The sequence below is a fragment of the Desulfonatronovibrio hydrogenovorans DSM 9292 genome, assembly GCF_000686525.1.
In the GTDB taxonomy this organism is placed as follows: domain Bacteria; phylum Desulfobacterota; class Desulfovibrionia; order Desulfovibrionales; family Desulfonatronovibrionaceae; genus Desulfonatronovibrio; species Desulfonatronovibrio hydrogenovorans.
Genome location: NZ_JMKT01000011.1, coordinates 87,503 through 112,713, shown reverse-complemented (window position 1 = coordinate 112,713; position 25,211 = coordinate 87,503). Strand labels below are relative to the sequence as shown.

25 protein-coding genes, 1 tRNA gene and 1 other RNA gene are annotated in these 25,211 nt (G+C 48.3%); 13 read left to right on the top strand and 14 right to left on the bottom strand.

From position 1 onward, the window contains the following. Nucleotide 1 precedes the first annotated feature (1 nt). Genes P771_RS0109860 through P771_RS19225 form a run of 5 tightly spaced genes read left to right on the top strand, consistent with a single transcriptional unit; the run spans nt 2 to nt 4,817 of the window. On the top strand, nt 2–409 hold the full coding sequence (locus P771_RS0109860; protein ID WP_150112173.1) for a hypothetical protein: 408 nt from the start codon (nt 2–4) through the stop codon (nt 407–409). Continuing rightward, nucleotides 409–1,770, top strand: coding sequence for a hypothetical protein (locus P771_RS0109855; protein WP_028575024.1), 1,362 nt, complete (start codon nt 409–411; stop codon nt 1,768–1,770). Before P771_RS0109860 ends, P771_RS0109855 begins: the two co-directional genes overlap by 1 nt. After that, a complete protein-coding gene (locus P771_RS0109850) occupies nt 1,770–2,426 on the top strand; it encodes a hypothetical protein (protein ID WP_028575023.1) in 657 nt (218 codons plus the stop codon). The genes P771_RS0109855 and P771_RS0109850 overlap by 1 nt, the downstream gene beginning before the upstream one ends. Further along, the gene (locus tag P771_RS0109845; protein ID WP_084301815.1) at nt 2,383–4,623 is read left to right on the top strand and encodes a transglutaminase-like cysteine peptidase; all 2,241 of its coding nucleotides are present in this window, start codon (nt 2,383–2,385) and stop codon (nt 4,621–4,623) included. Before P771_RS0109850 ends, P771_RS0109845 begins: the two co-directional genes overlap by 44 nt. A 41-nt stretch (nt 4,624–4,664) precedes the next feature. Then, the gene (locus P771_RS19225) at nt 4,665–4,817 is read left to right on the top strand and encodes a CAP domain-containing protein (protein WP_353740015.1); all 153 of its coding nucleotides are present in this window, start codon (nt 4,665–4,667) and stop codon (nt 4,815–4,817) included. A 119-nt stretch (nt 4,818–4,936) separates the two neighbouring features. On the opposite strand, the gene P771_RS0109840 is transcribed toward P771_RS19225, so the two are convergent. The 3 genes from P771_RS0109840 to P771_RS0109825 all read right to left on the bottom strand — a co-directional run bounded on the left by P771_RS0109840 (nt 4,937) and on the right by P771_RS0109825 (nt 6,867). Beyond that, a complete protein-coding gene (locus P771_RS0109840) occupies nt 4,937–5,446 on the bottom strand; it encodes a putative molybdenum carrier protein (protein WP_028575021.1) in 510 nt (169 codons plus the stop codon). Nucleotides 5,447–6,004: 558 nt separating this feature from the next. Continuing rightward, nucleotides 6,005–6,190 carry a hypothetical protein gene (locus P771_RS18820; RefSeq protein WP_150112172.1) on the bottom strand — a complete coding sequence of 62 codons (186 nt, stop codon included), beginning with the start codon at nt 6,188–6,190 and terminating at the stop codon, nt 6,005–6,007. A 338-nt stretch (nt 6,191–6,528) separates the two neighbouring features. After that, nucleotides 6,529–6,867, bottom strand: coding sequence for a helix-turn-helix domain-containing protein (locus tag P771_RS0109825; RefSeq protein ID WP_028575018.1), 339 nt, complete (start codon nt 6,865–6,867; stop codon nt 6,529–6,531). A gap of 431 nt (nt 6,868–7,298) precedes the next feature. Between P771_RS0109825 and ffs the strand changes: the two genes are divergently transcribed. The 4 genes from ffs (at nt 7,299) to nadB (ending at nt 11,100) form a co-directional block, all read left to right on the top strand. Then, nucleotides 7,299–7,394, top strand: an RNA gene (ffs, locus tag P771_RS18705) — signal recognition particle sRNA small type. 240 nt (nt 7,395–7,634) lie between these two features. Then, the gene (gene nadC, locus P771_RS0109815; protein ID WP_028575016.1) at nt 7,635–8,504 is read left to right on the top strand and encodes a carboxylating nicotinate-nucleotide diphosphorylase; all 870 of its coding nucleotides are present in this window, start codon (nt 7,635–7,637) and stop codon (nt 8,502–8,504) included. Then, on the top strand, nt 8,504–9,520 hold the full coding sequence (gene nadA / locus P771_RS0109810) for a quinolinate synthase NadA (protein ID WP_028575015.1): 1,017 nt from the start codon (nt 8,504–8,506) through the stop codon (nt 9,518–9,520). Before nadC ends, nadA begins: the two co-directional genes overlap by 1 nt. After that, entirely contained in the window at nt 9,520–11,100 is a 1,581-nt protein-coding gene (nadB, locus tag P771_RS0109805) for an L-aspartate oxidase (RefSeq protein ID WP_028575014.1), read from the top strand. The genes nadA and nadB overlap by 1 nt, the downstream gene beginning before the upstream one ends. A 68-nt stretch (nt 11,101–11,168) precedes the next feature. Here the strand turns inward: nadB and P771_RS0109800 are convergent, their stop codons facing one another. Both P771_RS0109800 and P771_RS17145 read right to left on the bottom strand, forming a co-directional pair. Next, complete coding sequence (locus P771_RS0109800; RefSeq protein ID WP_028575013.1) at nt 11,169–11,696, bottom strand: DUF6691 family protein; 528 nt, start codon at nt 11,694–11,696, stop codon at nt 11,169–11,171. Beyond that, a complete protein-coding gene (locus P771_RS17145) occupies nt 11,693–12,232 on the bottom strand; it encodes a YeeE/YedE thiosulfate transporter family protein (protein ID WP_279614515.1) in 540 nt (179 codons plus the stop codon). Before P771_RS17145 ends, P771_RS0109800 begins: the two co-directional genes overlap by 4 nt. Nucleotides 12,233–12,523: 291 nt before the next feature. On the opposite strand from P771_RS17145, the gene P771_RS0109790 reads away from it, so the two are divergent. Both P771_RS0109790 and P771_RS0109785 read left to right on the top strand, forming a co-directional pair. Further along, complete coding sequence (locus P771_RS0109790) at nt 12,524–13,762, top strand: inorganic phosphate transporter (RefSeq protein ID WP_028575012.1); 1,239 nt, start codon at nt 12,524–12,526, stop codon at nt 13,760–13,762. Between the two features lie 113 nt (nt 13,763–13,875). After that, nucleotides 13,876–14,544: a DUF47 domain-containing protein gene (locus P771_RS0109785; RefSeq protein ID WP_028575011.1), complete on the top strand. Its 669-nt coding sequence runs from the start codon at nt 13,876–13,878 to the stop codon at nt 14,542–14,544. 39 nt (nt 14,545–14,583) lie between these two features. Here the strand turns inward: P771_RS0109785 and P771_RS0109780 are convergent, their stop codons facing one another. The 6 genes from P771_RS0109780 to P771_RS0109740 form a co-directional block, all read right to left on the bottom strand. Continuing rightward, a complete protein-coding gene (locus tag P771_RS0109780) occupies nt 14,584–16,614 on the bottom strand; it encodes a methyl-accepting chemotaxis protein (protein ID WP_028575010.1) in 2,031 nt (676 codons plus the stop codon). A gap of 530 nt (nt 16,615–17,144) precedes the next feature. Then, nucleotides 17,145–17,699 (bottom strand): tetratricopeptide repeat protein, encoded by a 555-nt coding sequence (locus P771_RS0109770; RefSeq protein WP_244147315.1) that lies wholly within the window; start codon nt 17,697–17,699, stop codon nt 17,145–17,147. A 27-nt stretch (nt 17,700–17,726) separates the two neighbouring features. Beyond that, nucleotides 17,727–18,302, bottom strand: coding sequence for a C39 family peptidase (locus P771_RS18340; protein WP_084301813.1), 576 nt, complete (start codon nt 18,300–18,302; stop codon nt 17,727–17,729). Beyond that, nucleotides 18,277–18,675: a PA2779 family protein gene (locus tag P771_RS0109760; protein ID WP_028575007.1), complete on the bottom strand. Its 399-nt coding sequence runs from the start codon at nt 18,673–18,675 to the stop codon at nt 18,277–18,279. Before P771_RS0109760 ends, P771_RS18340 begins: the two co-directional genes overlap by 26 nt. A gap of 173 nt (nt 18,676–18,848) precedes the next feature. Then, nucleotides 18,849–19,106: a DUF4282 domain-containing protein gene (locus P771_RS0109755; RefSeq protein ID WP_208595962.1), complete on the bottom strand. Its 258-nt coding sequence runs from the start codon at nt 19,104–19,106 to the stop codon at nt 18,849–18,851. Between the two features lie 765 nt (nt 19,107–19,871). Further along, nucleotides 19,872–20,789, bottom strand: coding sequence for a methyltransferase (locus P771_RS0109740; protein ID WP_208595961.1), 918 nt, complete (start codon nt 20,787–20,789; stop codon nt 19,872–19,874). A gap of 587 nt (nt 20,790–21,376) precedes the next feature. Here P771_RS0109740 and P771_RS0109735 point away from each other — a divergent pair. Continuing rightward, nucleotides 21,377–21,691, top strand: coding sequence for a type II toxin-antitoxin system PrlF family antitoxin (locus P771_RS0109735; RefSeq protein ID WP_028575002.1), 315 nt, complete (start codon nt 21,377–21,379; stop codon nt 21,689–21,691). Beyond that, complete coding sequence (locus P771_RS0109730) at nt 21,691–22,152, top strand: type II toxin-antitoxin system YhaV family toxin (RefSeq protein ID WP_028575001.1); 462 nt, start codon at nt 21,691–21,693, stop codon at nt 22,150–22,152. Before P771_RS0109735 ends, P771_RS0109730 begins: the two co-directional genes overlap by 1 nt. Nucleotides 22,153–22,686: 534 nt before the next feature. Here P771_RS0109730 and P771_RS0109715 read toward each other — a convergent pair. From P771_RS0109715 to P771_RS0109705, 3 genes are all read right to left on the bottom strand, one after another. Further along, a tRNA-Arg gene (locus tag P771_RS0109715) sits at nt 22,687–22,763 on the bottom strand. Nucleotides 22,764–22,799: 36 nt separating this feature from the next. After that, nucleotides 22,800–23,237: a hypothetical protein gene (locus P771_RS0109710; RefSeq protein WP_150112170.1), complete on the bottom strand. Its 438-nt coding sequence runs from the start codon at nt 23,235–23,237 to the stop codon at nt 22,800–22,802. A gap of 23 nt (nt 23,238–23,260) precedes the next feature. Further along, nucleotides 23,261–24,958 carry a long-chain-fatty-acid--CoA ligase gene (locus tag P771_RS0109705; RefSeq protein WP_028574998.1) on the bottom strand — a complete coding sequence of 566 codons (1,698 nt, stop codon included), beginning with the start codon at nt 24,956–24,958 and terminating at the stop codon, nt 23,261–23,263. Between the last annotated feature and the right edge of the window lie 253 nt (nt 24,959–25,211).

Below are 25,211 nucleotides of genomic sequence, written 5' to 3'. Positions count from 1 at the left end.
AATGAATTTAATCCTGTATCGGAGCGCAAAAGAGTTACCTTTATTGACTGGTTTAGGCGTTGCAAATGCCAAATTGGCGCTAATGGCTAATACTTATGTGCCGGACCTGGAGCATAGTGAATGGTCTGATCTGTCGGCGCATGAGATTAACCCCAGCCCAGGATACGAGGCCGGGGGTAAAATCATAGACGGCACAATCAAACAATCCGGCAACAAGTATCAATGGCAACCTTCGGACACAGTCTTTTCCGCACTCCAGGCAACTTTTGCTTATGGTGTGTTGTACTCAGGTTTGAGCCTGATTGGATACATAGCATTTTCTGAGGGTAATACGATAACGATTACTGGCTATGACTTTGTGATAAAATGGGCAGCACCTGGAATAATTGAATTGGAGGTAGTGGAATAATGGCAAGTTATATATTGGCAAATAATGCCAAGGCAGAATTAGCTGAGTCTATTACAGATAGTAATACCGGTATTATGCTGACGGAAATTTCAGATACTTTAAGTGACGCCTTGGAAAATGTGGTTGATGGGCAAATGCATATATTATTGACGGTTGCAAATATAACTGACGAGATACATGAGATCGTTGAAGTGGTAGATTGGGATTCGGGGACAGCCACGGCAACCATTCTTAGAGGGCGGGACGGTACAGAGTCTTTAGAGTGGCCGGCAAATACCGTTTTGGAATTGCGAGTAACCCGTTATTTGTTACAAAGTTTATTTAGTGGTTTTGCTGATAATACAATTGCAATTTTAGGGGTGGCTCTTGGCATGGGGGCCGTGGCTATTGGCCAAGGGGCTTTCAGCTCTGGACCTGCAAGCTTGGCCCTTGGTCAAGGGGCAAATGCGCAGGCTGATAATGCCGTTGTTATTGGCAATGGTTATGTTGGCGCTGATCGTGGGATTGCTATTGGGGATTTTTCTAATGCTGCGGATGAAGATGGGATTGCTATTGGGGATTCTAGTGCAGGTGGACCAAGGGTAATTGCCATTGGCCTTGGTGCCGGTTCATGGGAACCGGATGCTATCTGCGTTCGGGGGGAGGGCTACGCCCCAGATACTATTGTCGTCGGGGTTAACTCCGCTGCACATGCTCAGGGGGGGATTGCTTTGGGCCGGGAAGCGGCTAGTCAGGGCGAACGTGCCATTACTATTGGTGATCAGGCGAAAGGCTACTTCGGTGATTTTGGAATTATTATTGGTGCAGGAACAGAAATGGCATCAATTGCCGGCGTATCTCTTGGAGCCAAGACGCAGAATTATGCCAATTTTGGTGTAGTCTTGGGGTATCAGGCCATGGCTACTTCCCCTCATTTTTCTCATTTGGCAATGATCCCTGGTCAACCCGCTGCAAATGCTCTGCCGGGGGATTTGCATGAAGATGATTTGGCCAGCCGTCACCGGGCCGCCCCCGTAATGACGCTGGCCACAGGGGTAATTGATTTAACTGATGATCAAGATCACGCAGAAATTGAAATTCCCACGGGGGCTGAATTTTATATTGATAGAATTGATTTGATCGTGACTTCTGCCACAGACCCAGCTGGGCCTTTTGAAATTCAAGTGGGTACAGGTGATGGTCCTGATGTTGATAATATATTGACTTCATCGGCGGTCACCGTTGATCAGGCCCAACAAAGGCAAATGTTTACTCCAGAAATAAATGGGGTAGATAGTATCAGAGTATCTGTGGCGACGGCTGGGACTGGAAATCTTAATTGCCGAGTAATTATAATTGGTTATCTGATGGCGGGTGAGTAATGCTTAATTTAGGACAGCTAAATAGTCATGCCCTAAACGAGGGCGCTGGCTATACTGAGCTTTCTTTTGAAGTTACAGGGGCCAAGTACCGGCTTTATTATTATAAACCGGCACGGGAATGGGCAATATCATCTGCTTTTGTGGCTCAAATAATCTACTTGTGTCGCCTTAATGAGTTACCATTATCAATCTCTTCTCTCCATGCCCGGATGAGGGATGGCCAGCCAACCTATGTCAATGTGGTCGTGCCTGGAATTACCCAAAATTTGATTGATGCGATTGAATCCAGGGTAGGAGGAGATTTAGTCATTTATTCTGGAGTAAGGACCATTGCTGGGCAGGATATTGTTGAAGAGCTTATCAATTCAAAGCTGGAGTCTTTCCGCTATGACTTGGGTGGCCGATCTGGATCGGGGACACTCGTGGGCTATATGGTCCAGACCACAACTACCAGTAAGGTTGTAGATGTAACGGGTGTCACAAGTTACTCTAAACAAGGGACTGGTAAACGGCGTATCCGATGCGAACCTTCTTTTTTTATTCGTCCAGGGGATGTTGCCAGATATGGTCCTGCAGATGGTGATAAGTTAATCGTAGGCATGATTACTTTGAATGTTTCCACAAGAAATATTTTTATGGACCTTATGGAAAGATGAAATGGGCAAAGCACGGATTGAAGGTAATCATGGTCAAGGCGCGTACACTATCACTTATATTGTAAAAGATGCAGATGGCCACGACAAAGATGGAAAAACCACATCTGCCTGGTGTGTTGATTATACTGAGGATATTGAACCAGGGACCATTGTTGGGACTATTGAAATAGCTGGAATTGGTCTGGAGTATCGACAAGGGCAACAAGCTTGGACTTATTTAATTAAGCCTGGATTTGAAAATGGGCCTTTAGGCGCTCCAGGCCCTTATTGGTCATCCCAAGATGGGCAGCAACAACCCCCTAGTCTACAATCAGCCAGTGGTTTCTTTTTTAATGCATCACTTCAACCTGGTTGGCAAAAGTGGAAGCCGACATTTAGGACTGGTAAGATAATTAGCATTAATCCTGAAAAAAATTCAGCAAGTGTCTGCATACGGCCGGGGTTTGACCCTGTTATAATGTCTAATTTGGAACCAGATGACTTGCCAGAATGTGATATTGGAGAACCTTCGCCAATGGATGACTTTCATCTGGAGCAGGTTCAGGACTTTTGTAACCGGTATCCTGGACATCCAGTTTGCCAAGAATTTTCAGAACGAGCTAGTATTTCTTATGGAACATGGTGGGAGTCTATTGTTGCAATCAATACGTTGGTCAATACCCATGTTACATATCAGCGTGAGGTTGTTGATCGATGGGATGTGGTTAATCTTCCTGGCTATGGGGATTGTGAAGACTATGCTTTAACTAAAATACAATTGTTAGCCAACCAGGGTATTCCTGCATCTGCTATGGGATTAGCCATTGGTAAGCTGGGATCAGGGCCAATTCGTGGAAATCAAGATGTTGATCATGCTTGGGCTGTTGTTTTTACAGATCGGGGAGTATTTCATCTCGATCAATCCCCTAACACCCCACTGGGTAGACAGCCCGGAACTAATTTCCGCATTTTGAGATATAATCGTTTCGAAATTAACGCCCGCCGGCTTGATGACGTCCCCTTTGATTATATGGATTGTGATCATATTGCGTTTGAGGTTGGTGACGATGTTGTCATTCAATTCGATAATCAAACATGGGATGATCCGAAAATTATAGGGTTTTCTAGTGCGCCGCATCCTTGCGTGTTGGATTTGTATATTTCAGATCGGGGGTCCACGGTTGCTTCGCCGAAGTATATTCACATTGTATCCCCTGAATTAGAAATTAAGAAATCATTTGATACTGGAATTACGGGCACTCCTCCACCAGTAGGAACAGATAGCTTGAGGTTTGGGCAACCGTCTTTTGCTGATGGGAAAATAGCTTTTTGCGCTTGGCGGTATTGGACGGAAAGCTCCACCTGGCATACAATAAGTTATGTTTGGATTTTTGATGCGGCATCAATGGATTTGATTTGGAGCACTACTATTCAAAATTTTCAAATTCGGGGGATCACACTGAAGGCAGGTGATCCAATATTAATTCTTGGAATCGCTGATAGCAATTCACACACATATTTATATTCAGGTACCACCTTAGTTAATAAGCTTTTTGAGCACTCTGAGGTATGGGATTTGGAAACAGATGGATCGCATGTGTACGCCCTTGACAACATAAGGCTTTATAAATTTAGCATGGGGGGCGGTTTAATATCTTCCAATTCTGGAAGATGGGCTGCAAATGGGCTGTATGGGCATACTCGTGGTCCTTTATTGTATCATGGTGGTTATTTTTATGTCCCGTCTAGGGCTGTTATTGCAAGTAATATAACACCCCCGCAAGCTTCCACTTATGGTTATTTATGCAAAATAAATCCAGAAAGTATGGCAATTGTCAGCCGAGTAGCCAGCGCACCAAGTTCTGATCGGCATGGTTTTTTTCATGCTGCTCTTGGCAGGGGTGACAATTTATTTTTACTTTATTGTAGAGAAAATCACCTTGGGCAACTTTATGAACTCACAAATAGTTTATACAAGGTAACCCTAACTGATATGACAGTCAGCTCTACTATATCTTTGCCTAATGCTGATTCATTTATTATACCGACTTGGCGTAACCATTGGAGGCCGGTAGCCGCTAGGGGTGATCATGTTTACTATTGGGATCTGACCAGCGGGCGATTGAGGATATATTCTCAAGAAAATTTATCTTTACTTGAAAGCCTTGCGATTTCTGGAATTACTAAGCCAGACTTATTGTTTTGCGCACAGGTATAAGAATTTCTTTCCAAATAGCCTTGGGTAGATATTGCTTGGTAATGTTGAGGTCCCTAGTCCAGCAGTGGATGGACAGCCCTGGGCACCGCGAAAATATTTTAAGACCGGATTTTTCTGGCAGCGCAATCGGGGCATTTAAAGGTTCAGATGGGGCCATCGCGGCCGTTCAAATATTTCTTGGACAGACCGGTTGACTATTTGACGCTAAGCCCGGTCACGCCAATCTTACCCCACCTCATCATTCAACTTCTTGCCAGCCTTGAACTTCGGATCTGCCTGTCAACGGCTGATGAAGTCCGAAATTCTTTAAGAGCTATGTTCCCGCAACAACCGGGTAACATTTTTCAGCGTGTTCCAGTATCCTGAGCATTACGGCCTTGACCAGGATCTGAGTCCCAGGATTCTTGCTTTCCCTAGGCCCAGCTACATTCAAGACGAAGACGTTACTATCAAGACCCCATTTCCAAATGATTTCTGGGGTAAGGTTTAAGGACTCAGTCTCAACATCAAAAATATAGTAGGGCCTTTTATGTTTTTTGACCAGATCAACGGTGAGCCTGGTTCCACCTGTTGGTTCTCCATAAGTAAATATCAGGGTCCCGTCAGAATCAACAACATTTGCTTCTGTCCGAGCAACGTAGTTGGATGAGTCATGTTCAATTACCGGATACTTGTCTGGTATATGCCCCAGTTCAGATTTTCTGCCTTTTGGACACCAGCCACCACAGGGATGACCAAGTTCCAGGGCTGCATCAAGGGCTCCCTGGTCTGCTCCGGTCTGACCACCTGAGACGATCTTTTCGAAAACTCTGCGTTCTTGCATGGGGTTACTGTCGTCTCTTTTCAACGAGAATTCCGCGTTCAATTTCAAAGATCACCACTGCTTCAGAGTAGGAAATCTCTCTATTTTCTACTTGATCACATAGATTGTTACGAAGGGTATAAAGTTCAAATAGCTCCTTATCATCCGGGTATTCTTGAACTATGGCCTCCCACTCGGTGTCTCCAGACTCACATAATCCTTCTGCAAAGACAGGAGAACATATTAAGAGAAATGCCAAAGACAATAGCAGATGTCTTATATAAGCCACCGGATTACTGAATTGGACCGCCTTCCTGGACTCTGTCATTTTGTAAGTCCTTGGTTATGTTCTGAATGTAGAATATCGCCGCCTGGATGCTGTCAAACTCAAGCGCCTTATGAACGCTTCGGGCGGGATCAATATACCTGGATTCAAGTATAATCTTCTTGTCTTCAACTTGATACAATCTCAAGGTCAAATCAAATCTTTCATCCTCGATCCTTTTTCCTTGAAGCAGACGACCACTGAAACAAAGTGGATCCTCGCCATCTCGCTTGATGGTGATTTCACGGAACTCTTCATCCGACGTGTCTTTGCTGGATGGTCCGAGATACGCCTTTAACTTCCTCCAGATACTCATCCTTGGTAATTATCCTTTTTTTGAACAATAGTCGAAGCAAAGCTTCATGCTGGACCATATTCGAATAAATGATTTCTTCCTGAGTGGCAATTTCATCCTGGGGATTGAGTTTTTCTGCTGTCATAGTTGTGGTTACCTTGAGTGATATTGAAACCGAGATGCCTTGAAACGAGACCGGCATTAGTGCAATGTGTAAGTCCGAATAAGCTTACTCTTTGCCACGGTTCGTCCTGTATTTGGCAAGTCATTCATAATTTTAACAAGTCGACCAATCTTAGGGTTAACGACATGTGATCCGTATTCAAGACAAAATTGATGATATCGTAGCAAAAAATCTGGATGTGACTCGATAAACATGAACACATCGTCAGTAACAGTCCTGTTAATTTGAACATGCGGAAAGATGTTGAGCAAAAATTGGCGCAATGATTGGTCCATAATAAAATCTCCTATGTACTAAGATTATTCTATTGGTTTTAATGAAACATTGAAGCCTAGTGCTCTAATTGCATTTATATGCAGCCAAAGTTCTGCGTTGTCGCCTGAACTTCTTGTCACTGGTGATGTTGTTGATTGCTTTAAATTAATTGATTTAATTAGCCGGTCAATAGCGTCTGCATTAGCTCGCCCCCTTTTTTGCCAGGCTGACACTGTCGTTTGAGAAACACCAGCATGCCTTGCAATATCAGCACGGCTAAAACCATCCTTAATGAGCTTCTCCACAATTTCAGTAGCATTTTTCTCGACCCTCTTGTTGGTTGCATTCCTAGAAATATTCCTGTTAAAATCAAGCTGACTCATATTCCCTCCTTTACTTCTCAAGCAACGTGTGCAAATATAATTCAGCCCTGCACCTTCGTCAACCCAAAAGATAGACACTTTTCGCGCAGGAAAAAGATAGCAGCCAAACAAGCATGATTTCCAGGCCCACAACTTGACTTTTTAATTTGACAACTCCTGGCTGGGAATATAAGGAATAGCACTTGCTCTTTAGCGCGGAAAAATGGGATTCTTATTGGCGTTTTTATTGGCGAATCTGTTAAAAAATACGCCAATCAGGGCGTAGCGCAAGCAACGATCTGCAGGTTATTCAAACATTTACCTTGGCCCTGGCAACCTAGGAATAGATTGGAAATCGTGTAGGCGCTAATCCCGTCTCGGGGGTTCGAATCCCCCCCTCTCCGCCATTTACCAGAGCTTCCTGCTGTCCTTTTTTTAGTAATGATGCTCAGCCAGGGAAGCCGGGCGGCGGAAACGCTGCCAACCCCGTCAGGCCCGAAAGGGAGCAGCGGTAACAGTTTTTTCCGGGTGCCCGGTTTCCCTAACAGGGGCGCTTGATCTATCAAGCGCCCCTGTTTTTTTTGGAGCACGGTCTGTAAGGGAGAAACCTCTCCCCGGCTTGCCCTGGACCCCCATTTCTATGAACCGGAAAGGCTGTTATCAATCCAGTATGTTGACTTGTTTTCTTGGCATACCTGTCTTGGCATTGACCAATTCCCTCCTATTTATTGCAGGTTATTACATGCTTTACATAATTCTTATCAGAAATTATAATTTTTAGTTTGGCTATGCACGACTTCAAATTATTTAATGCCTTTTTCCAGGGAAAAGCCCTGAAATTTCTGCACAGGATCATAGATCTGGCCCTGGAAGAAGATGGTATGGACCTGACTTCCAATGCAATCTTTCCTGAGGACAACACTGCCCGGGCCATCATTGTGACCAGGCAGGAATGCGTTATTGCCGGCCTGCCAGTCATTGACCTGGTCATGCAAAGGCTTGCAGGCCCATCCACAGTGAACTGCCTGGTCAAGGAAGGTGCTTTGATTCCCGGGCTGACCAGAATTGCCGAACTAAAAGGGCAAACCAGGAAAATTCTCAAGGCTGAGCGGGTTATCCTCAACCTGGTGGCCAGGATGTCGGGCATTGCCACCTTGACCCGCAGCTTCTCAGAACTCCTGAAAAATTCTGGCGTAACCATCCTGGACACCAGAAAAACCTCTCCTGGCATGCGGTATCCAGAAAAATACGCTGTTCAGGCGGGCGGAGGGACCAACCACCGCCTTAACCTGGAAGAAATGCTCATGATCAAGGACAATCATATTGATCAGTGCGGAAGCATCAGTGTGGCGGTTGATAAACTTAGAAGAACCTATTCACCCTGTCCTGGCATCGAGGTTGAATGCAGAAATGTTTCCCAGGTCCGGGAAGCTGTCAGGGCTGGTGTCCAGAGAATAATGCTCGACAATATGCAAGAGGATGAAATGAGCACTGCCCTGGATCTAATCCCGGAAAACATTGAATCTGAAATCAGCGGCAGGGTCCACCTGCATAACATCAACAGCCTGGCCCGGCTCAAGCCGACCTTTATCTCGTCCGGGGCCATCACCCATTCGGCAGTTCCTGTTGACCTGAGCATGAAAATCGAGGCCCAGTAATGCACAATGAACAAATCCGGCTTTTAAAGAAAAAATACGGTTCAGATCTGGCCATCCTGGCTCATCACTATCAAAACGATTCAATAGTTGAGCATGCCGACCTGGTGGGAGATTCACTCCAGCTTGCTGCTGCCATCCCTGATCTAAAGGCCAGGTACATAGTCTTCTGCGGGGTGGACTTCATGGCGGAAACAGCTGTTGTCCTGGCCCGACCGGGCCAGCTGGTTTTTTCACCTGATCCCGGTGCCACCTGTGTCATGGCTGACATGGCCCCGGGCAGCCTGGTCAGCACCATCCTGGAAAAACTCAACTCACATCAGAAAGTTGTACCTCTGGCTTATGTCAACTCTTCTGTAGAGATTAAAGCCCTTTGCGGCCACTATGGTGGGAGTGTCTGCACTTCTTCCAATGCTTCCAGGATGCTTGAATGGGCCCTTGACCGGGGGGATAAGGTCCTTTTCCTGCCGGACAAGAACCTTGGCCGTAATACTGCAGCTAAGGCTGGCCTGGATAAAAAATCAATAGAGATTCTGGATGTCCGGCAGGGCGGCCGCCTCATTGATCCTATGACTCTCAGCCGCAAAAAGCTTCTTCTCTGGCCCGGGGTTTGTGCTGTTCATTTCCGCCTCAAAAAGGACCATGTTGCCACCGTTACCAGCCAGGAGCCTCAGGCCAGAATTGTTGTCCATCCTGAATGTCATCCTCTGGTGGTGGACAAGGCCCATGAAGCAGGGTCCACTTCCAGGATAATTGCCTTTGTCCGCGATGCAGACCCTGGAACCACCATTTATATTGGAACTGAAGACAACCTGGTTCTGCGCCTGAAAAGCCGCTTTCCCGACAAAAACATCTTTCCCCTGGGCGCAGGATACTGCAGCAACATGGCCAAAATAAACCTGGCCAACCTCTGTGCCTGCCTGGAAAATCTTGATCCCAAACAGGCGGTCAGGATCAGCAGGGACCTGATTCCCAACGCCCGCAAAGCGGTCCAGACCATGCTTGAGGTGAGCACCTGATGGGGGATACCATCAATGCCCAGGTCCTGGTTGTCGGATCAGGGATAGCCGGTTCAACAGCAGCCCTGACCCTGGCTGAGGCCGGTCTGGATGTGCTGCTTATCTCTTCCGGAGAGGGACTGGACAGCGGGAATACACCGCTGGCTCAGGGGGGAATAGTATATAAAGGGTCTGATGATGATCCCAGGATCCTGGAAAAGGATATCCTGACTGCTGGATGGAAACACAATCATCTGCGGGCTGTCCGCTATCTTTGCCGTAAAGGACCAGAGATTGTCAGAGAGGTCCTGCTGCACAGGCTGAAAATCCCGTTTGCCACTGACAAGTCCGGTCACTTTGACCTGACCAGGGAAGGCGGCCACACCATGGCCAGGATCCTTCACTGCACAGACCATACCGGGCGAAGCATCATGGATGGGTTCCTAAGGGTCATTTCAGACCATCCCTCCATCCGGGTCATGACCGGCTTGACCGCCATTGACCTGTTAACCACCCATCACCACTCCACAGAGCTTGAGATCAGGTATCAGCTGGCCAACCAGTGCGCCGGAGCTTATGTCCTTGAACAAAGCACCGGAAATGTCCGCAAGATCCTGGCTGATTTCACAGTCATCGCCACCGGCGGAATGGGCCAGATATATCTGAACACCACCAACACCTCTGCATCCCTGGGTTCGGGAATAGTCATGGCTCAAAGGGCCGGGGCCAGAATGATGAACCTGGAATATACCCAGTTCCATCCCACAGCCCTTTTTCATCGCGGTCCCAGAAAATTTCTGATCACCGAAGCCATGCGCGGCGAAGGTGCTGTTCTGACCAATGCCCGGGGTGATGCCTTTATGAAAAACTATGACCCCAGGGGTGATCTTGCACCCAGGGACATAGTGACCAGAGCCATTGTGGAAGAAATGCTCAGAACCAAAGAGGATTTTGTCTACTTAAACGCCTGCCGGCACATTAAAAATCCGGACAGGCGTTTCCCAACCATTTATAAAAAATGCCTTGAACACAATATTGACCTGACCTCCGAACCCATCCCGGTGGTGCCGGCAGCCCATTACTTCTGCGGCGGGGTCCTGGTGGATGTGCACGGAAAAACCACCATTGACAGACTTTACGCTGCAGGAGAGTGCGCCTGCACTGGTGTTCACGGGGCTAACCGCCTGGCCAGCACTTCTCTGCTGGAAGGGCTGTTATGGGGACATTCTGCTGCCAGAGACATTGCAGCCAGATTCAAGACCAGATCAAGGCTTGGCAGGCGCATCAAGGCTTCCATTCCTGATTGGAATTTTTTAGGCTCAAGGCAGAACGAGGATCCGGTGCTTATTGCTCAGGACTGGGCCACCATCAGGCACACCATGTGGAACTATGTGGGCATCAACCGAACCTCAGCCAGGCTTAAACGGGGCTTTGAAGATCTGCGAAACCTGAACAAGAGACTTCACGACTTCTATAAAGAAACAGCCATTTCAAACCCCCTGGTGGAACTTTTCCATGGCTGCCATGCAGCCTACATTATTACCACCGCGGCCCTGCGCAATAAAAAAAGTATCGGCTGCCACTTCCGGTCAAACGATTAAATACTCAAAAAAACTTCCAGCCCTGGCCGCTGAACTGGCAGCTCACATCTTGGAATCTGCCAAAGAACTCAGAGTCCTTTCTTTTCAAACCAGCGAAAAAGCAGCAGCCCAAGGCAGATGAACACAATAATGACCAGCCAATGGTTGATGCCCAGGACCCCGGGCAGGGTTATCTTGCCAAGATCTCCCCATGTATAGACTGTATCTTTAAGAACCGGATAGAATTCAGCAAAAATCCGGGCGCCCAGGATCATGCCCAGAATCCCCCAGACTGCATCAAGTCTGCCCTCGCCAAGAGCTCCCAGAGAGGTTCCAGGGCAGTACCCCAGCAGGCCCCACCCTATGCCGAACAGAATACCGCCAACAATATTGGCCCCGATAATCGTGGTTTTTATGGACAGCTGGACCAGTCCGAGGTCGTGCAGCAGATAAACCCCGACCATACTGACCATGACCGCAGAAAACATGAACTTGACTATGGTCATGTCCATCAGGCGCAGGGCGCCCAACTGTTTGTCATACCTGACCACCCTGGCCTTTTGCAGCAAAAAGCCAAACAATATTCCAGTGATAAGCCCGATTATGATCATCTTCATCTGCCACCTCCGCCATAAACCATCCTGGCCACAACAATTCCTCCCACAAAAAAGCAGATTAAAGAAACAAAGCCGCTGACTGAAAGTTGAAGCGTACCGCTCAACCCGTGTCCACTGGGTCAGCCGTCTGCCATTCTGGCCCCGAACATGGCGATGACACCGCCTCCAAAGGCTGTCACCCCTCTCTTGACCGGGGTAAGTCCGAATTTTTCCTGCCACATGTCTGGCACCCACTGTTTCTTGAAACTGCCCGATGTCTTGGCAGCAACAAAAGAGCCAATGAGGATTCCAACCACAAACATCCATTGCCAGTCGACCCTGGGCGCCACCTGGACAAAATATTCCAGCCTTTCCAGCCGCTCAGCTCCGAACAGGCCCTCAATCATCCCGGCCATGCGGACAAAGGTTGTGGAGGCACCGAAAAACTGACCAGCGATCCAGACTGAAAGGACTGAAACCAGACCGCTCAGCCCTCCGGCCAGATATGGATTCCAGGCCCTTTGCTTGCTCATGTTAAAAACTCCTTGTTGATTGATTCAAAAAAACTCAGAATTAATAAGGATTACTTAAATTCATATTAACTGCCTCCCAAAAAAAAGTAAAGTTTGGATAAAAATTATCATTCTAGTCGACCAGCCGCCCTTTTCAACATCACTGGATTATTCATTTAACCCCCTGTCTGGCAGTCTTAATTTGCCTTTGACGACCCACTTTGTGCATTTGATCACTTATTGACAAATATGACTCATTGTTACAAATACGTCACGTGACTGAGAAGGTCCTGGAATAAGGGACTTTATTAACCCCTAAAAACAAGATGGGCTGCAGTGGAATTTTTTGATCTTTTTTTATACCTGTCCATGGCTGCAGGATTTCTCATGGCTTTCAGCCTCGGGGCCAACGATGTTGCCAATTCCATGGCCCCGGCAGTGGGGGCCAGGGCCATCACTGTCCGTCAGGCAGTAATCATTGCCGGTTCCTTGACCTTTGTGGGAGCAGTTTTCCTTGGAGCCAACGTCACAGCCACAATTACCAGAGGGATAATCAATCCCGAATACATTGCTGATCCCAAAATAATGCTGCTGGGCATGTTTTCAGCTCTTTTGGCTGCCTCCCTCTGGGTCCTGGTGGCCAGCATAACTTCCCTGCCGGTTTCATCAACTCATTCAATTGTGGGCAGCATTCTGGGGTTCGCTCTGGTGGCCGGAGGCCCCAATGTGATCAACTGGTGGATTCTGTCCGGGGTTGTGCTCTCCTGGTTTATATCACCACTCTTTGCAGGGGGCATAGCCTATTTTATCTTCTCCCACATCCGGAAATATATCTTTTTCAAACCCCATTACCTGCAGCAGGCCAGGATATGGGCTCCCCGCTGGATTGCCCTGACCGCCATGATTGTTGGTTATTCCTTCCTGTACAAGACTCCCCTGGGAAAGCAGCTTGAATTCTCGCGCTCTGCAGCAATGCTGACCACAACGGTTATCGCCTTTCTGGTCTGGATGGCTGCCAGGTATTTCACCAACAAGCTCACCCGGAAAATGGAGCAGAATGTGGAGGAAGTTGAGGGCATCTTTCGCAGGCTCCAGATCATGACCGCCTCATATGTAGCCCTGTCCCACGGTGCCAATGACGTAGCCAACGCCATCGGACCGGTGGCAGCCATCTATCTCATAGCCAGACAGCAGGCATTGATTGACACAGCTGAAATTCCCCTGTTCATGCTGGTTCTCGGCGGAATCGGGCTGTCCCTGGGAATCATGGTTCTTGGGCATAAAGTCATGTCCACTGTGGGGAACAAGATCACCACCCTGACCCACACCCGAGGCTTTGCAGTGAATTTCAGTACAGCAACTACGGTTCTGGTGGCTTCGAATATGGGCATGCCTGTTTCCACCACCCACGCCTGTGTGGGCGGGGTGACCGGAGTAGGTCTGGCCAGGGGATTCAGTGCCGTCAATTTCAAGGTACTGCTGAAGATTGTCGGATACTGGGTCCTTACAGTTCCCATTGCAGCCCTGACTTCAATAGTAATCTTTCAGGTCCTTATGTGGACATTCATCCATTAATTTTTAACATTTTTGAACCATTATGTTGACCGACCTGAAAACTTTCATTATTTCGGTTCAGTAGAAAAAACTGCAGCTGAAAAAGTTAAGAACGGATCAAGAGGTATTTTAAGATGAAATTCAACTTCTTTGGGTTGCTCACCCAGAAGTCGCCGATGGAAAGGCTGCTGGAACACTACGACAAGATCCAGCAGTCAGTAGAAGTTATAAACGAATCCCTGGAATGCTATATCGGGGGGGGGCAGTGCGTTGAGTTCAAGACCCTTCAGGCCAATCTCAACGACCTGGAGGCCCAGGCAGACAAAATCATAAGGTATATTCGCAATCACCTGCCCCGGGGCCTGTTCATGCCTGTGGATAAGGTCCTTTTCCTCAGCTATACCAGTGCCCAGGATGATGTCCTGGATTCAGCCCAGGAAGCTTTGAACTGGCTCTCCATGAGGACCATGATTATTCCTGAGGAATTTCAAAAGGAACTCATTTACCTGGTGGATGACGTAGGAAACATGGTCTATCTGCTGGGTCCAGCCCTCAAGGACACTGTATCCCTGGTCCACCTGGAAAATCTTGACCGGGACGGGACCAAGGAGCAGTACCGGAAGATCCGCGACAAGAGGCACGATATTTTCAGAGCTAAAAACGCGCTGATTCGAAAGATTTACAGTTCTGATCTCGAATTCAAAGACATCTATCAGCTCATCCACTTCACTGAACGGATGTACACCATGTGCCACAGCTGCAGCAAATGCGTGGAAATCCTGCGGTCCATGATAGCCAGATAGGCCTGGTTACCCTGCAACAAGCTTTATGGCCGGACAATCCTATCCGGCCTTTTTCAACTCCCTGATCAGGTCCTGAAGTTCCTGGCTCTGTCTGGTCAGATCCCCGATTGCCCGGGCTGAGCGCTCCATCACCTTTGCCCCGTCCTCAGCAATCCTTCTGATATCCTCAATACTTTTCTCAACCTGTTCACTGGCTGCAGACTGCTCCTCTGTGGCTGTGGCTATGGATCTTACCTGCTGGGCTGCATCCTCGATCAGATCCACGATCTTTTCCAGAGCCCGGCCTGAACTGCTGGCCAGATCAGTGGCCTTTTCAACTGCTGCAACAGCCTGATCCATACCCTGAATGTTTGTCCTGGCCCCGTCCTGGATGGAGCTGATAGCCTCTTCCACTTCTCTGGTGGCGGCCATGGTTTTCTCAGCCAGTTTACGCACCTCATCAGCCACAACTGCAAACCCCCGACCGGCATCTCCGGCCCTGGCAGCTTCAATAGCAGCATTTAGAGCCAGGAGATTGGTCTGGTCTGCTATCTCATCAATGACATTCATTATTCCGCCGATCTGCTCAGCCTGGGTTCCCAGCTCCTCCAGGCTGTCTTTGACCTGGTAAGATGTCTTATGGACCTCGCCAATGGCCTCCACAGACTGCTTAACAATTTCAGCTCCCTTTTCAGCCTCCTGTCTGACCTGATCAGTATCCTTGGCTGCAGTGGAAGCGTTGCGGGCCACTTCCATCACAGTAGCGTTCATCTGGGCCATGGCAGCAGCTGTTTCAGCGGTCCGGGCTTTCTGTTCCTCTGAACCACGGCTGGACTGTTCCACTTGACCGGAAATCTCCTGTGAAGCCGAACCTACACGGGTCACAATGCCTTCCAGCTGAAAAGCCGCCTGGGTCATCCCTTCCACCTTGGCCTTTTCAGCCATCTCCCTGGCCTGGTTGGCCTCCCGGGTGGCTGCTCCGGCTTTTTCCGACTCCCTCAAGGCTTCTTCGGTCTTGGCCCTGGCCTCTTTTATCCGATCTTTGAGGTTGGCCACCATCTTGTTCAGAGCCCTGGCAAGGACTCCTATCTCGTCCTTATTTTTTATCTCCAGGGTTTCATCCAGATTCCCGTCGGCTACCCTTGAGGCAAACCTGGTGGCTGCAGAAACCGGTCCGGCCAGGGTCCTGGCGAACAGGATACCCGCCCCCAGCATCGCCCCCCCAGTGATGAAGGTCACCCACATGATTGAGGACAGGGTGGCTTTCTGGGCCGTCTCAATGGTCTCCCGGTCAGTCCCTATAAAGTACATGCCCACAGTGTCACCCTGCAAATCTTTGACAGGCCAGTAGGCCGTGTCATACCACCTGCCCAAAATCTGGTTTCTGTCCAGAAAGGTTTCCGAGTCCGTTAAGACCCTGGCCAGCACATCCGGGTTCTGCAGCCTGGTGCCCACCACCCGCTGACCATCCCGGCTGATGGTGGTGGACAGCCTTGAATCCCCTTCAAAGATCGTAGCTTCCACCCCAAGCTTTTCATTGATGGCGTCCACCAGCGAATTCTGGCTCAGGTCCATGCCAATGGTCAGCACCCCAACTATTCGTTCAAAGATCATAACCGGATAGCCCGCTCTCAAGGACAGTCCCACTTGACTCCCCTGTTCCACTCCTGCAACCGGCTCTCCCTGCAGGGCCTTTTTAACATTGATCTGGGACAGGACAACATCCCCGGTCTGTTCAGAATGCCCCCGAAGGATCACTTCCCCCTGGGCATTGGAAAATGTTACAAAGTCAATATCATTGGCCTGCATCAATTCCCGGGCATAACGGGAAAGTACCCTGGGATTGCTGGAATAAAGGGCAGATGCCAGCTGGTGATCCTGAGCAGCCCGGCCTGCGGTTTCCAGAAAATATTCTTCAAGTTCCCTTAGTTCGTGCTGCACTGCATTCTGGATTCTTTCTATGGTGCTGACCGATTCACGGTCAAAACCTGCAGCCACAAAATGTTTGGTAGTGAAAAAAACAGCTGTTCCCAGAATCAGGACAGTCATTCCCACCATGATCAAGAGTTTCCAGAAAATTGAAATACGCATAATTCTATCCGTTTTTTACCTGTTTTTTTATCAAACTGAAAACCGGATAAGACTGCCTTTCAGACCCAGACCAACACTCCGGCTGACCACCCGGTTCACCAGTCTGGATCATATACTTTTAAGCCCGGAGAATTTCAAGATATTTTTCCTCAGGCAAATCCGGCCGGGGTCCATAAGGTCTGATTACAGAGCCCGATCCCAATATTTTCGGGTAGCTGGCCAGGGCCAAACCGGGTCCTTTTATTACGCCTGGAGCCAATCCCGACAACAGAAATTTTATGATCCTCTGCAGGCTACTGAAGAAAACCGACCAGTCTTTGGAGAGCCGGATCAGGAGTCAGGCCCGGACACATGTCTTGAGCCGGCACCATCAAGATGGGATGGAGGGGGTCGGGGCTATATTAATGGAGCGGCAAACCGCTTTAGAGAAACTCAATCAGAAAAAAGCCCGGTTAAGATGCAGACCACCGGACAAAGGGCGGGCCTGTCAGGAAATTCAGTTCAAGGAAAACCAGGTGCTAATATGTCCATTACTCCTCAGCTTCTCCGGCCATCTGCTCCAGAGACTCGTCCAGACCCAGCCTGATGCGTTCGTACAAAGGATCATCCAGAGAAACCTTATTCAGGGCTCTTTGAAATATCTCCTGGGCCTGGTCATGGTTTCCAGACTGCATAACAGCCCTGGCCTGGGTGTTTAAAAGGGCCGGATTTTCAGGATCAAGCTTGACAGCCCTGGCCGACCACTCCACTGCCTGCTTGTCCCGGCCCTGCCTCAGGAGGACGTAGGCCAGGTTATTCATGGCCTCTGGATTGTCTGGATTGCGCTCAAGAGCGCTTAGATAACTTTTTTCAGCAAGCTCCCAGTTTTCAAGTCCAGCATGGACATTGCCATGGTTTATCAGGGGCTGATCCCAGGTCCGGTCCTTGTTAAAGGCCGACTCATACTCACCCAGAGCCAGATCAGCCTCCCCCATCAGCTCATAGGCCACGCCCAGGTCATTATGTTCCTGGGCAGTAAGAGGATCAGAAAGGACTACGATTCTGGGTATGGAGCAGGCCGATGCAGCCAGGCAAAAAAACAGCATTAACAAAAGTGACCTGGGCATGACTATTTAAGGAGTTTGGTTCCTGGTTATGATCAGGTAAAGCCGGTTCATTTCCTTCCAGCGGCGGTCAAAATCATCAAACAGGATAAAGGCGTTTTCCATTACCCCGGCATGGGTGATGAAGCCTGTTTTGGTATAGCCGGTAATCACCACATAGTGAGGTCTTCTGACTGGCCCGCTGCCTGTTTCCAGCAGGGCAATTATTGGTGCGCCTGAGTCAATGCTTTGCTTAAGCAGGAAAACATCCCCCCTTCCTGATGAGGCTGCCAACCCCCTCATCCGGGCATAGTTCTCCATATCCGGCATCAGGGTTCTTCTCAGGGCAGGGATATAGACCTCCCGGGTCAGTTCCTCCAGAGAGACATCCACTCCCCAAAAACCAAGCACCGAGGCCAGAGCTGCGGGTCCGCAGTCATTATCCTGGACCTGGGGGACATACGGTACTTCGAGTCTGACCGTACCCTCAGCATATCCAGCCTGATCCGGAAATTCCTTAAAAGGAGTGCACCCCCAGATCCACAGGACAATGATCGCTGGACAGAAGAGATACCGGAAACTATTGAATGACAATTCTTCGATCACTCAACTTGAGGATCAGCACGATCAAAAGGACAATAATCAGGACTGCTATGACCGCCCCGAACCCGCCACCACCGATTTCATCGGAAAGCGAGGCCAGCTGGTGCAGCTGCTCATCATCCATGGTCTGCATTCTGGCCATGACCTCTTCCTGTGAAAGGCCATAATCCGCCAGTCGCTGGGCAACGACCTTATGCTCCAGAGCCTTCCGAACTGCTTCTATCTTTTCAGACCGTTCAGACATGGCCTCCCCTGTTGAAAGGCGGCTCTCAATGAGTGAAGCTTCACCTGTGGATGGAATCAGGGCCAGGAAAAAATAGAACACCAGGACAAACCTGCACACCCTCTTGTCCAGCACTACCCTTTTAAATCCCATTGAACCTTCCTCCTTTTGCATTTCTTTCTTACCAAAGAATATCCCAAGAGAGGATTTCAGGCAACATAAAATAATTAACCTCAGCACCTTGAGGCCCATGGACCACCACAGCCGCTTTGCAGAAAAGTCATGGAGACCGAAGCTGAAGCTGGTCAGCAGGCCGAAAATCAGGGCTATTTATCAGCTATCTTCTTAATGTTTTCATGGATTTTGAATAAAACAATAAGAAGTTCGCACCAGATTCTGGCAAAAACAGCCCCAAGGGTGATTGTCAAGAGCCCTCCCATGAAACCGGTAAAGCTCATTCCGCTGAACATCATTCCCAAGCCTGAAATTACCGCTGCAAAAAGAAGGAGCCAGTAAATGAGAGTAATAATTTTTGGGGTTAGCATTTCATCCAAAAAGAATACGTTTTTCACATCCATGCTCATAGCTTAGAACCTCCTGATTTTGATTGTAGATATTAAATTATGGGACCTCTTCAAGGTCAGTATTTCCACCAGAATATTCTCTTAAACCACTTCAAAAGTGTCTGATGGCATTTTAGATATTATGAGTACAGGGTTAACATTGGATATTAACCCCTGGGGACATAATCTAGTCAGGGTGTCAGCTTTACACCTTAAGTTTGAATATAAAAAAATATCAGGGCAGTAATAAGCCCCAATAAAGGCTGGGAGGACAGTGACCAGGGGATCAAAAGCAGGGCCATCAAAAAAGTAGAGAAGGATGAGCGCTGCAAAGATATAGAGGGGAATCCAGATAAACCTGATAAGGGCCACTTTCCTTCCTGTGCTGGGGGCTGGTAGTTAAGTTGAAAACTTACCTGGAACGCAGGGCAAAATGGCAGAATTGTATCAACTTTGACCTTGCAAATAATTTCCAGCAGGTCAATCTAAATTTATATCCTATACTAATCTGGTTCCTGAAGGCCTGGCCTCCAGACAACCACATCTTTGATTCGGCTAGCCAGGCCCGGGTTGTGATGATGCCGGCAAAGTCCAGGTGCGGTCAGAAGCGTACTGACCTTGTCATAATGCCATGGCCCTCATTTTCAAGACTACGGGCTTCTTTAGAGAGAAGTATAATCCTGTCTGAATGACCAGGCCTTTTGCAGTCAGTCTTGAAAATAACCGAGAAGACCTACTACACAGGCATAGCCGCAGTTCTTCTTTTGTGGTCGATATTTCTGCCTGCTATTTTTGTTTATGGGCTTTTATTAACTGGTCGTCACCTATTGTTGCAAAAGGGGACACGGTAAACCCGGCATCTTCAAGCCAGGTTTTATACTGCTCATATGTCCAGGTACCGCCAGAGTCGGTGTTGACAAGCATGTTGACTGCAAAGGTGGCGGGATCGGGTCCAGTCCCCCGGATAAAATCATTAATAACTATCCTTCCTCCATTACTGAGCCTCCCAGCCACATCCTTGAACAATTTCCTGTTTTCCTTTTCACCAAAGATATGACAGATATTGCCAAGGTAAGCCAGATCAAACAGACCCTCCGGAAGGCTAACAGTAAAATCTCCTTTGACCATTTTTACCGAAAGTCCCGGATCAATTTCTGGCTCCATCATTTCGACAACTTCCGGCAGATCAAGTATAGTGACTTTTGCTCCCTTCCGGGCAAAAGCTCTGGCGATTGTGAGCGGTCCGCCGCCGATATCGAGTACCTCTGGTTCGGTGCTGAGGCCTTGTAAGCAGTATTCAGCTATCTCTGCGGCGCCTTCCTGAGCATATTGACTCATGGCCTCAATGAAATATTTTTCTTCCTCAGGGTCTTCAATTATTTTAACGGGTTTTCCGGTTTTAAGAGTGGTTGGCAAATCCAACCACCTTGGCAAAAGATTATAGGTGTGCATAAATGCAAAGCCCTGATAATTTGGACTTTCTTGATTGAACAAAACTGAGCAACATGCCTGTGTAAGTTTTATCCTTTCCTGGTCATGTTCAAGATAACCCAATGAAACCAGAGCCTCTGTTACGATCCACAATGCCCTTTGGTTTGTCCCTGTGGCCACAGCTAGATCATTCAGCGTCAAAGCCCGGTTTTTTAATTCCTTGAATATTCCGGATTCAACTGCTGCTCCAACAATCAGAAATTCTTCAGGCAACTGAAATTTTTTGGGATCAAGCGTCATAATCCATGTCTTTGTTTTTATTGTTTCTTGCTTGCCATGGGCTGCAAGCTCTCCATCTGAAGCCTACGTCCATGCCCAAGGAAAATTGTTTAGAACCGCCGCCTAACTGTCAAGCACATGGGGACCACTTCATAATGCCGACCTCGGAGAAAAACATGGATGCAGCTTGATCATTATTGATGACTAAGAGAAGGTCTTAAAAGACAGCAATCCTCTGAATCGTTACTAAGCATATCTGAAAACCATTATCAAGTCGATAATGGCTTCCTGGAAACTGAAAAATCACCCTGTGGTGTGCAAGCCTACGGGGATTCATAGAGATGAATTTAACCCTGCCTGAATGATCAGGTCTTTTACAGTCAATCTTCAGAACAAACGGAAAGAACTATTAAAGAGCCATAGCCGAAGTTCCCATCTTCACTAAAAATCATTTATTACCCAGGACATGGGGACCATTTCAGCTAAAACTGTTTGCTGATTTTCGTGGTTTGCCTAATGAATATTCTTGATTGACAGAGTAAGGAATAATCCTTACCTAACAAAAAACAGGAGCAATCTGCATGATGACAATCAGAGGAATGGCTACCATGACTTCCAAGGGCCAAGTGACCCTGCCCAAAGCCATCCGTCAGGCTTTGAACCTTGATGCAGGGTCCAGATTGGCCTTCATTCTCCTTGGCAATGAAATCGTGATCACCCGGGAAAATGAGCACAATGATCCGGCTGTGGCCTCTTTCCTGAATCTGCTGGAACAGGACATTGCGCACGGCCGCCATGTTTCAACTCTGCCGGACGACCTTGTCAAAAGTCTGGTCACGGCCCTTGAACACAATCAGGGCCATGATCAGGAAATCTCCGGGGATGTGGACCTGTAATGCAAAGCCAGGGCTGGACACTGCTCTTTCATGACTGCCTGGTCCAACAGCTGGAACGCCTTTCTGCAGCTTGCCAACGCGCCAGATCTTCCGATCCTGAAGGCTGGTTGGCCAATGCAAATGTCAAGTTATTTCATGCACTCTCAAAGCTGATGTTAAAGACCATACCTTTCGAGCCTGGTCATCCTGCGTTCCGCCAAGGCAACACTTTGGGAGAAGACCACAGGCACTGGTGCAGGGCTAAGATAGGCAGGCGCTTTCGCCTCTTCTTTCGCTACGACTCTGCTTCAAAAATCATCATCTATGCCTGGGTCAATGACCAGAAAACCCTGCGCCAGGCCAAAGGGAAAAAAGACCCGTACACTGTTTTCAAGAAAATGCTGCACCAGGGCAGTCCCCCGGATGGTTGGGATCAACTTTTGAATGAATCCGATTCTGAGCATAAAATAGAAAGACTATGACCATTGGTTCTTTGGCGTTTTGTGTGGAATTAGGTTTTTTATCAAGTTCTTAATTTCAGTTAGGACCTTTTTCAAAAGCAGGACAAAATAACGGCAGATGTAAGCCTGCGGGCATAAGTCTTATCCCGCCTATTTTCCAAAATATTTATGCCCATCCTCAATACCATCTATATTATTATGTTCACACATTCCTGGCCACTGGCAGCTCAGCCCTATGGATAACCAACTGAGTTGCGCAGCCGGTTCCCGGCTTTATAGTGACAGAAGAAAAGCCTTAAGTTCTGGATTAATTCTGGATCAAGTTGTAAGCCTGGTCCAGATCTGACCAGGATCACCGACCTGATGTGGTGGATAAGAGAGACCATCACCCTGGCCTGGGTGGTCGGCTCTGGAATGGACGAGCAGCAGAAAATCACCTGTGACCCGGGACACAGGCAGAGGGCAACTTATGGATGGGTTGGAAAAGGGCTTTCTGGAAAAGTTTCACCAAAAAAAATGGGGCTACTGATTATATTCAGTAACCCCTTGATTTTATGGTGCGCCCGGCAGGATTCGAACCTGCGACCTACGGATTCGTAGTCCGGCACTCTATCCAGCTGAGCTACGGGCGCGAAAGAAAACCTTAGTAAGAGCTTATGGAATATTAGTCAAGAACTATGTTTCCTGTCCTTGTCAGGGTCAAAAAACTCCAGTTCAGGATATTCGATCTCCTCTTCCAGACCCTGGTCAGACACTTTTTTTTCCTGAACTGAAATGGCATCCTGATCCGGAAGTCCGGTCTTTCTTCCGGACTCCTGTTCCAGATTCGTTTTGACCCTGTCTGCCCCGGAGGAAAGAGCACCTTGTTCAGCAGGGTCGGCATCATTTGAAAAAAAATCAGTCATCTCAGTGTGCTCAGTTCTGTCCGGCCCAGGAGGGGCTGATCCGGAATCAGGCCTGTCCTCCCGGACTTGGAGCCAGCTCTTTTCTCCGGGCCTGAGCCAGTCAATGCCGAGTTTTTTCTTCTGCTCAGCCCAGTTATGTCCGCATTTGGGACAGGCTCCTAAATGATCAAAGGATACATATCTGCACTTTTGGCAAAACATGGCCACACCAACCTTTTTAGACTTCAGTTGTCATTTTTCCTGATTTTCTCCAGCTCTTCCTCCCGAAGAGCCCTGCGCAGCACTTTGCCCACAATAGTCTTGGGCAGTTCATCCCTGAACTCCACCTGCTTGGGGACCTTGAAACCGGCCAGCTTTTCCCGGCAGAACGATATGATCTCCGAGCGGGTCAGCTTTTCTCCGTTTTGCGGAACAATAAAGGCCTTTATCACTTCCCCTCTGGTTTCGCTGGGAATCCCCACGCTGACTGCTTCCTTGACCTTGGGATGCTCATGCAGAACTTCATCAATTTCCCGGGGATAGACATTGTATCCCCCGGTTATGATCAAGTCCTTTTTCCGGTCAACAATATAAAAATAGCCCTCTTCATCCATGTAGGCGATATCTCCGGTATACAGCCAGTTATTCCTCAGGGCTCCAGCTGTTTCATCGGGTCGATTCCAGTACCCCTTCATCACCTGGGGACCTTTTATCACCAGCTCCCCAATCTTGCCGGGCGGGAGTTTGAGTGTCCCCAGCTCCATGTCCACGATGGCCGAATCAGTATCAGGAAAGGGCAGGCCAATGGACCCGATCTTGCGCTTGCCCCGCAGGGGATTAAGGTGAGTGATGGGTGAAGCCTCTGTCAGACCGTACCCTTCAATGATTTCAGCCCCGGTCATCTTTTTGAACCGTTCAATGATCTCCACAGGGATCGGAGCTGAACCGGATATACAGTAGTTAATCGATGAAAGATCAAACTTTTCAATATCTTTTTGCTGCAAAAGAGCCATGAATACTGCCGGGGCACAGGGAAAAATAGTTGGCTTGACCTTCTGGATGGCCTTGAGGATTTCTCTGGGTACAAACCTGGGGTATGGGGCCAGTGTAGCTCCGATGGCTGTAGCAAAATTGATGCATACTGTCAGGCCGTAGATATGAAAATAGGGCAAAAGCCCCAGAACAGTGTTTTCCGGTCCCACCTTGTGCAGGATAGCCACAGACTGGGCAACATTGGCTGCCAGATTATAGTGGGTCAGCATCACTCCCTTGGATACGCCGGTGGTCCCGCCGGTATACTGCAGAGCAGCCAGATCCTCTTTTGGATCAGGAGTATACTTAATAAAGACCTCCCCCTTTTGAACCAGTTTTTTCCAGGGAATCACCTTTTCATTGTCATAGGGGATGGAGGACACCTTTTTGTCCCTGTGCGCCTTCAGATTATACAGAAAAGTCAGGGGAAAGCGCAGACAGTCCGGAATACGGGTGATAAAAACCCTGCTCAGGTCAAAACGGGGAAGCAGTCCGGATATCTTGGGCCAGAGCAGGTCCAGGGTGATCAGAAATTTGGCCTGGGAATCAGTGAAATGATGGAGCATCTCCTTTTCCATATATAATGGATTGGTCATAACCACTGCACCTCCAGCCTTGAGCACTGCCCAGTAGGCAATAATGGTCTGGGGCAGGTTGGGGAGCATGATGGCCACCCGGTCTCCAGGGCTTAGACCATAACTCCTGAGGTTGGCGGCCATTGTTTCGGTCAGTTCCTTGAGCTTCTTATAGGTTATCTTCCAGTTGTTGAAGACTATGGCCTTGCGGTTGGGGTATTTCTGGGCAATCCGGTCCATGTACTCGTAAACCGGGATATTTTCATACTCTAGGCTGGGGCTGACTTCCTGGTCGTAGCTGCTCAGCCAGGGGCGGACGATTTCGTTTTCCTGCATAGATGACCTCTGATGAGATTTTTATTGAAATAAACTGACAAAGATTATAAACTTAAGAAAACAGACCTGTTAAATCAACTTAAACTTTGAACCGCACCCCCTGAGGCAGCCGGCCCTTTACAAATAACCACTGGGTATTAATTTCTCTTTTTATGATCAATGTTTTACATCCGGCCAAGGTCAGGATAGTGTAGCTTAGTGCAGGGATCTTTCAATCAGATTGTTAGCCGCGGCTCAAGGGATCGGTCAATGT

Excerpts from the sequence above, each read along its gene's own strand:
- P771_RS0109710 (WP_150112170.1), bottom strand. The coding sequence starts at position 23,237 with ATGTTTTGCCAAAAGTGCAGATATGTATCCTTTGATCATTTAGGAGCC.
- P771_RS0109825 (WP_028575018.1), bottom strand. The coding sequence starts at position 6,867 with ATGAGTCAGCTTGATTTTAACAGGAATATTTCTAGGAATGCAACCAAC.
- P771_RS0109735 (WP_028575002.1), top strand. The coding sequence starts at position 21,377 with ATGATGACAATCAGAGGAATGGCTACCATGACTTCCAAGGGCCAAGTG.
- P771_RS0109780 (WP_028575010.1), bottom strand. The coding sequence starts at position 16,614 with ATGCGTATTTCAATTTTCTGGAAACTCTTGATCATGGTGGGAATGACT.
- P771_RS18820 (WP_150112172.1), bottom strand. The coding sequence starts at position 6,190 with ATGACAGCAGAAAAACTCAATCCCCAGGATGAAATTGCCACTCAGGAA.
- P771_RS0109860 (WP_150112173.1), top strand. The coding sequence starts at position 2 with ATGAATTTAATCCTGTATCGGAGCGCAAAAGAGTTACCTTTATTGACT.
- P771_RS0109855 (WP_028575024.1), top strand. The coding sequence starts at position 409 with ATGGCAAGTTATATATTGGCAAATAATGCCAAGGCAGAATTAGCTGAG.
- P771_RS0109770 (WP_244147315.1), bottom strand. The coding sequence starts at position 17,699 with ATGCTGTTTTTTTGCCTGGCTGCATCGGCCTGCTCCATACCCAGAATC.
- nadC (WP_028575016.1), top strand. The coding sequence starts at position 7,635 with ATGCACGACTTCAAATTATTTAATGCCTTTTTCCAGGGAAAAGCCCTG.
- P771_RS0109840 (WP_028575021.1), bottom strand. The coding sequence starts at position 5,446 with ATGCAAGAACGCAGAGTTTTCGAAAAGATCGTCTCAGGTGGTCAGACC.
- nadB (WP_028575014.1), top strand. The coding sequence starts at position 9,520 with ATGGGGGATACCATCAATGCCCAGGTCCTGGTTGTCGGATCAGGGATA.
- P771_RS0109760 (WP_028575007.1), bottom strand. The coding sequence starts at position 18,675 with ATGGGATTTAAAAGGGTAGTGCTGGACAAGAGGGTGTGCAGGTTTGTC.
- P771_RS0109850 (WP_028575023.1), top strand. The coding sequence starts at position 1,770 with ATGCTTAATTTAGGACAGCTAAATAGTCATGCCCTAAACGAGGGCGCT.
- P771_RS0109705 (WP_028574998.1), bottom strand. The coding sequence starts at position 24,958 with ATGCAGGAAAACGAAATCGTCCGCCCCTGGCTGAGCAGCTACGACCAG.
- nadA (WP_028575015.1), top strand. The coding sequence starts at position 8,504 with ATGCACAATGAACAAATCCGGCTTTTAAAGAAAAAATACGGTTCAGAT.
- P771_RS0109845 (WP_084301815.1), top strand. The coding sequence starts at position 2,383 with ATGTTTCCACAAGAAATATTTTTATGGACCTTATGGAAAGATGAAATG.
- P771_RS0109785 (WP_028575011.1), top strand. The coding sequence starts at position 13,876 with ATGAAATTCAACTTCTTTGGGTTGCTCACCCAGAAGTCGCCGATGGAA.
- P771_RS0109755 (WP_208595962.1), bottom strand. The coding sequence starts at position 19,106 with ATGAGCATGGATGTGAAAAACGTATTCTTTTTGGATGAAATGCTAACC.
- P771_RS0109800 (WP_028575013.1), bottom strand. The coding sequence starts at position 11,696 with ATGAAGATGATCATAATCGGGCTTATCACTGGAATATTGTTTGGCTTT.
- P771_RS0109730 (WP_028575001.1), top strand. The coding sequence starts at position 21,691 with ATGCAAAGCCAGGGCTGGACACTGCTCTTTCATGACTGCCTGGTCCAA.
- P771_RS19225 (WP_353740015.1), top strand. The coding sequence starts at position 4,665 with ATGTTGAGGTCCCTAGTCCAGCAGTGGATGGACAGCCCTGGGCACCGC.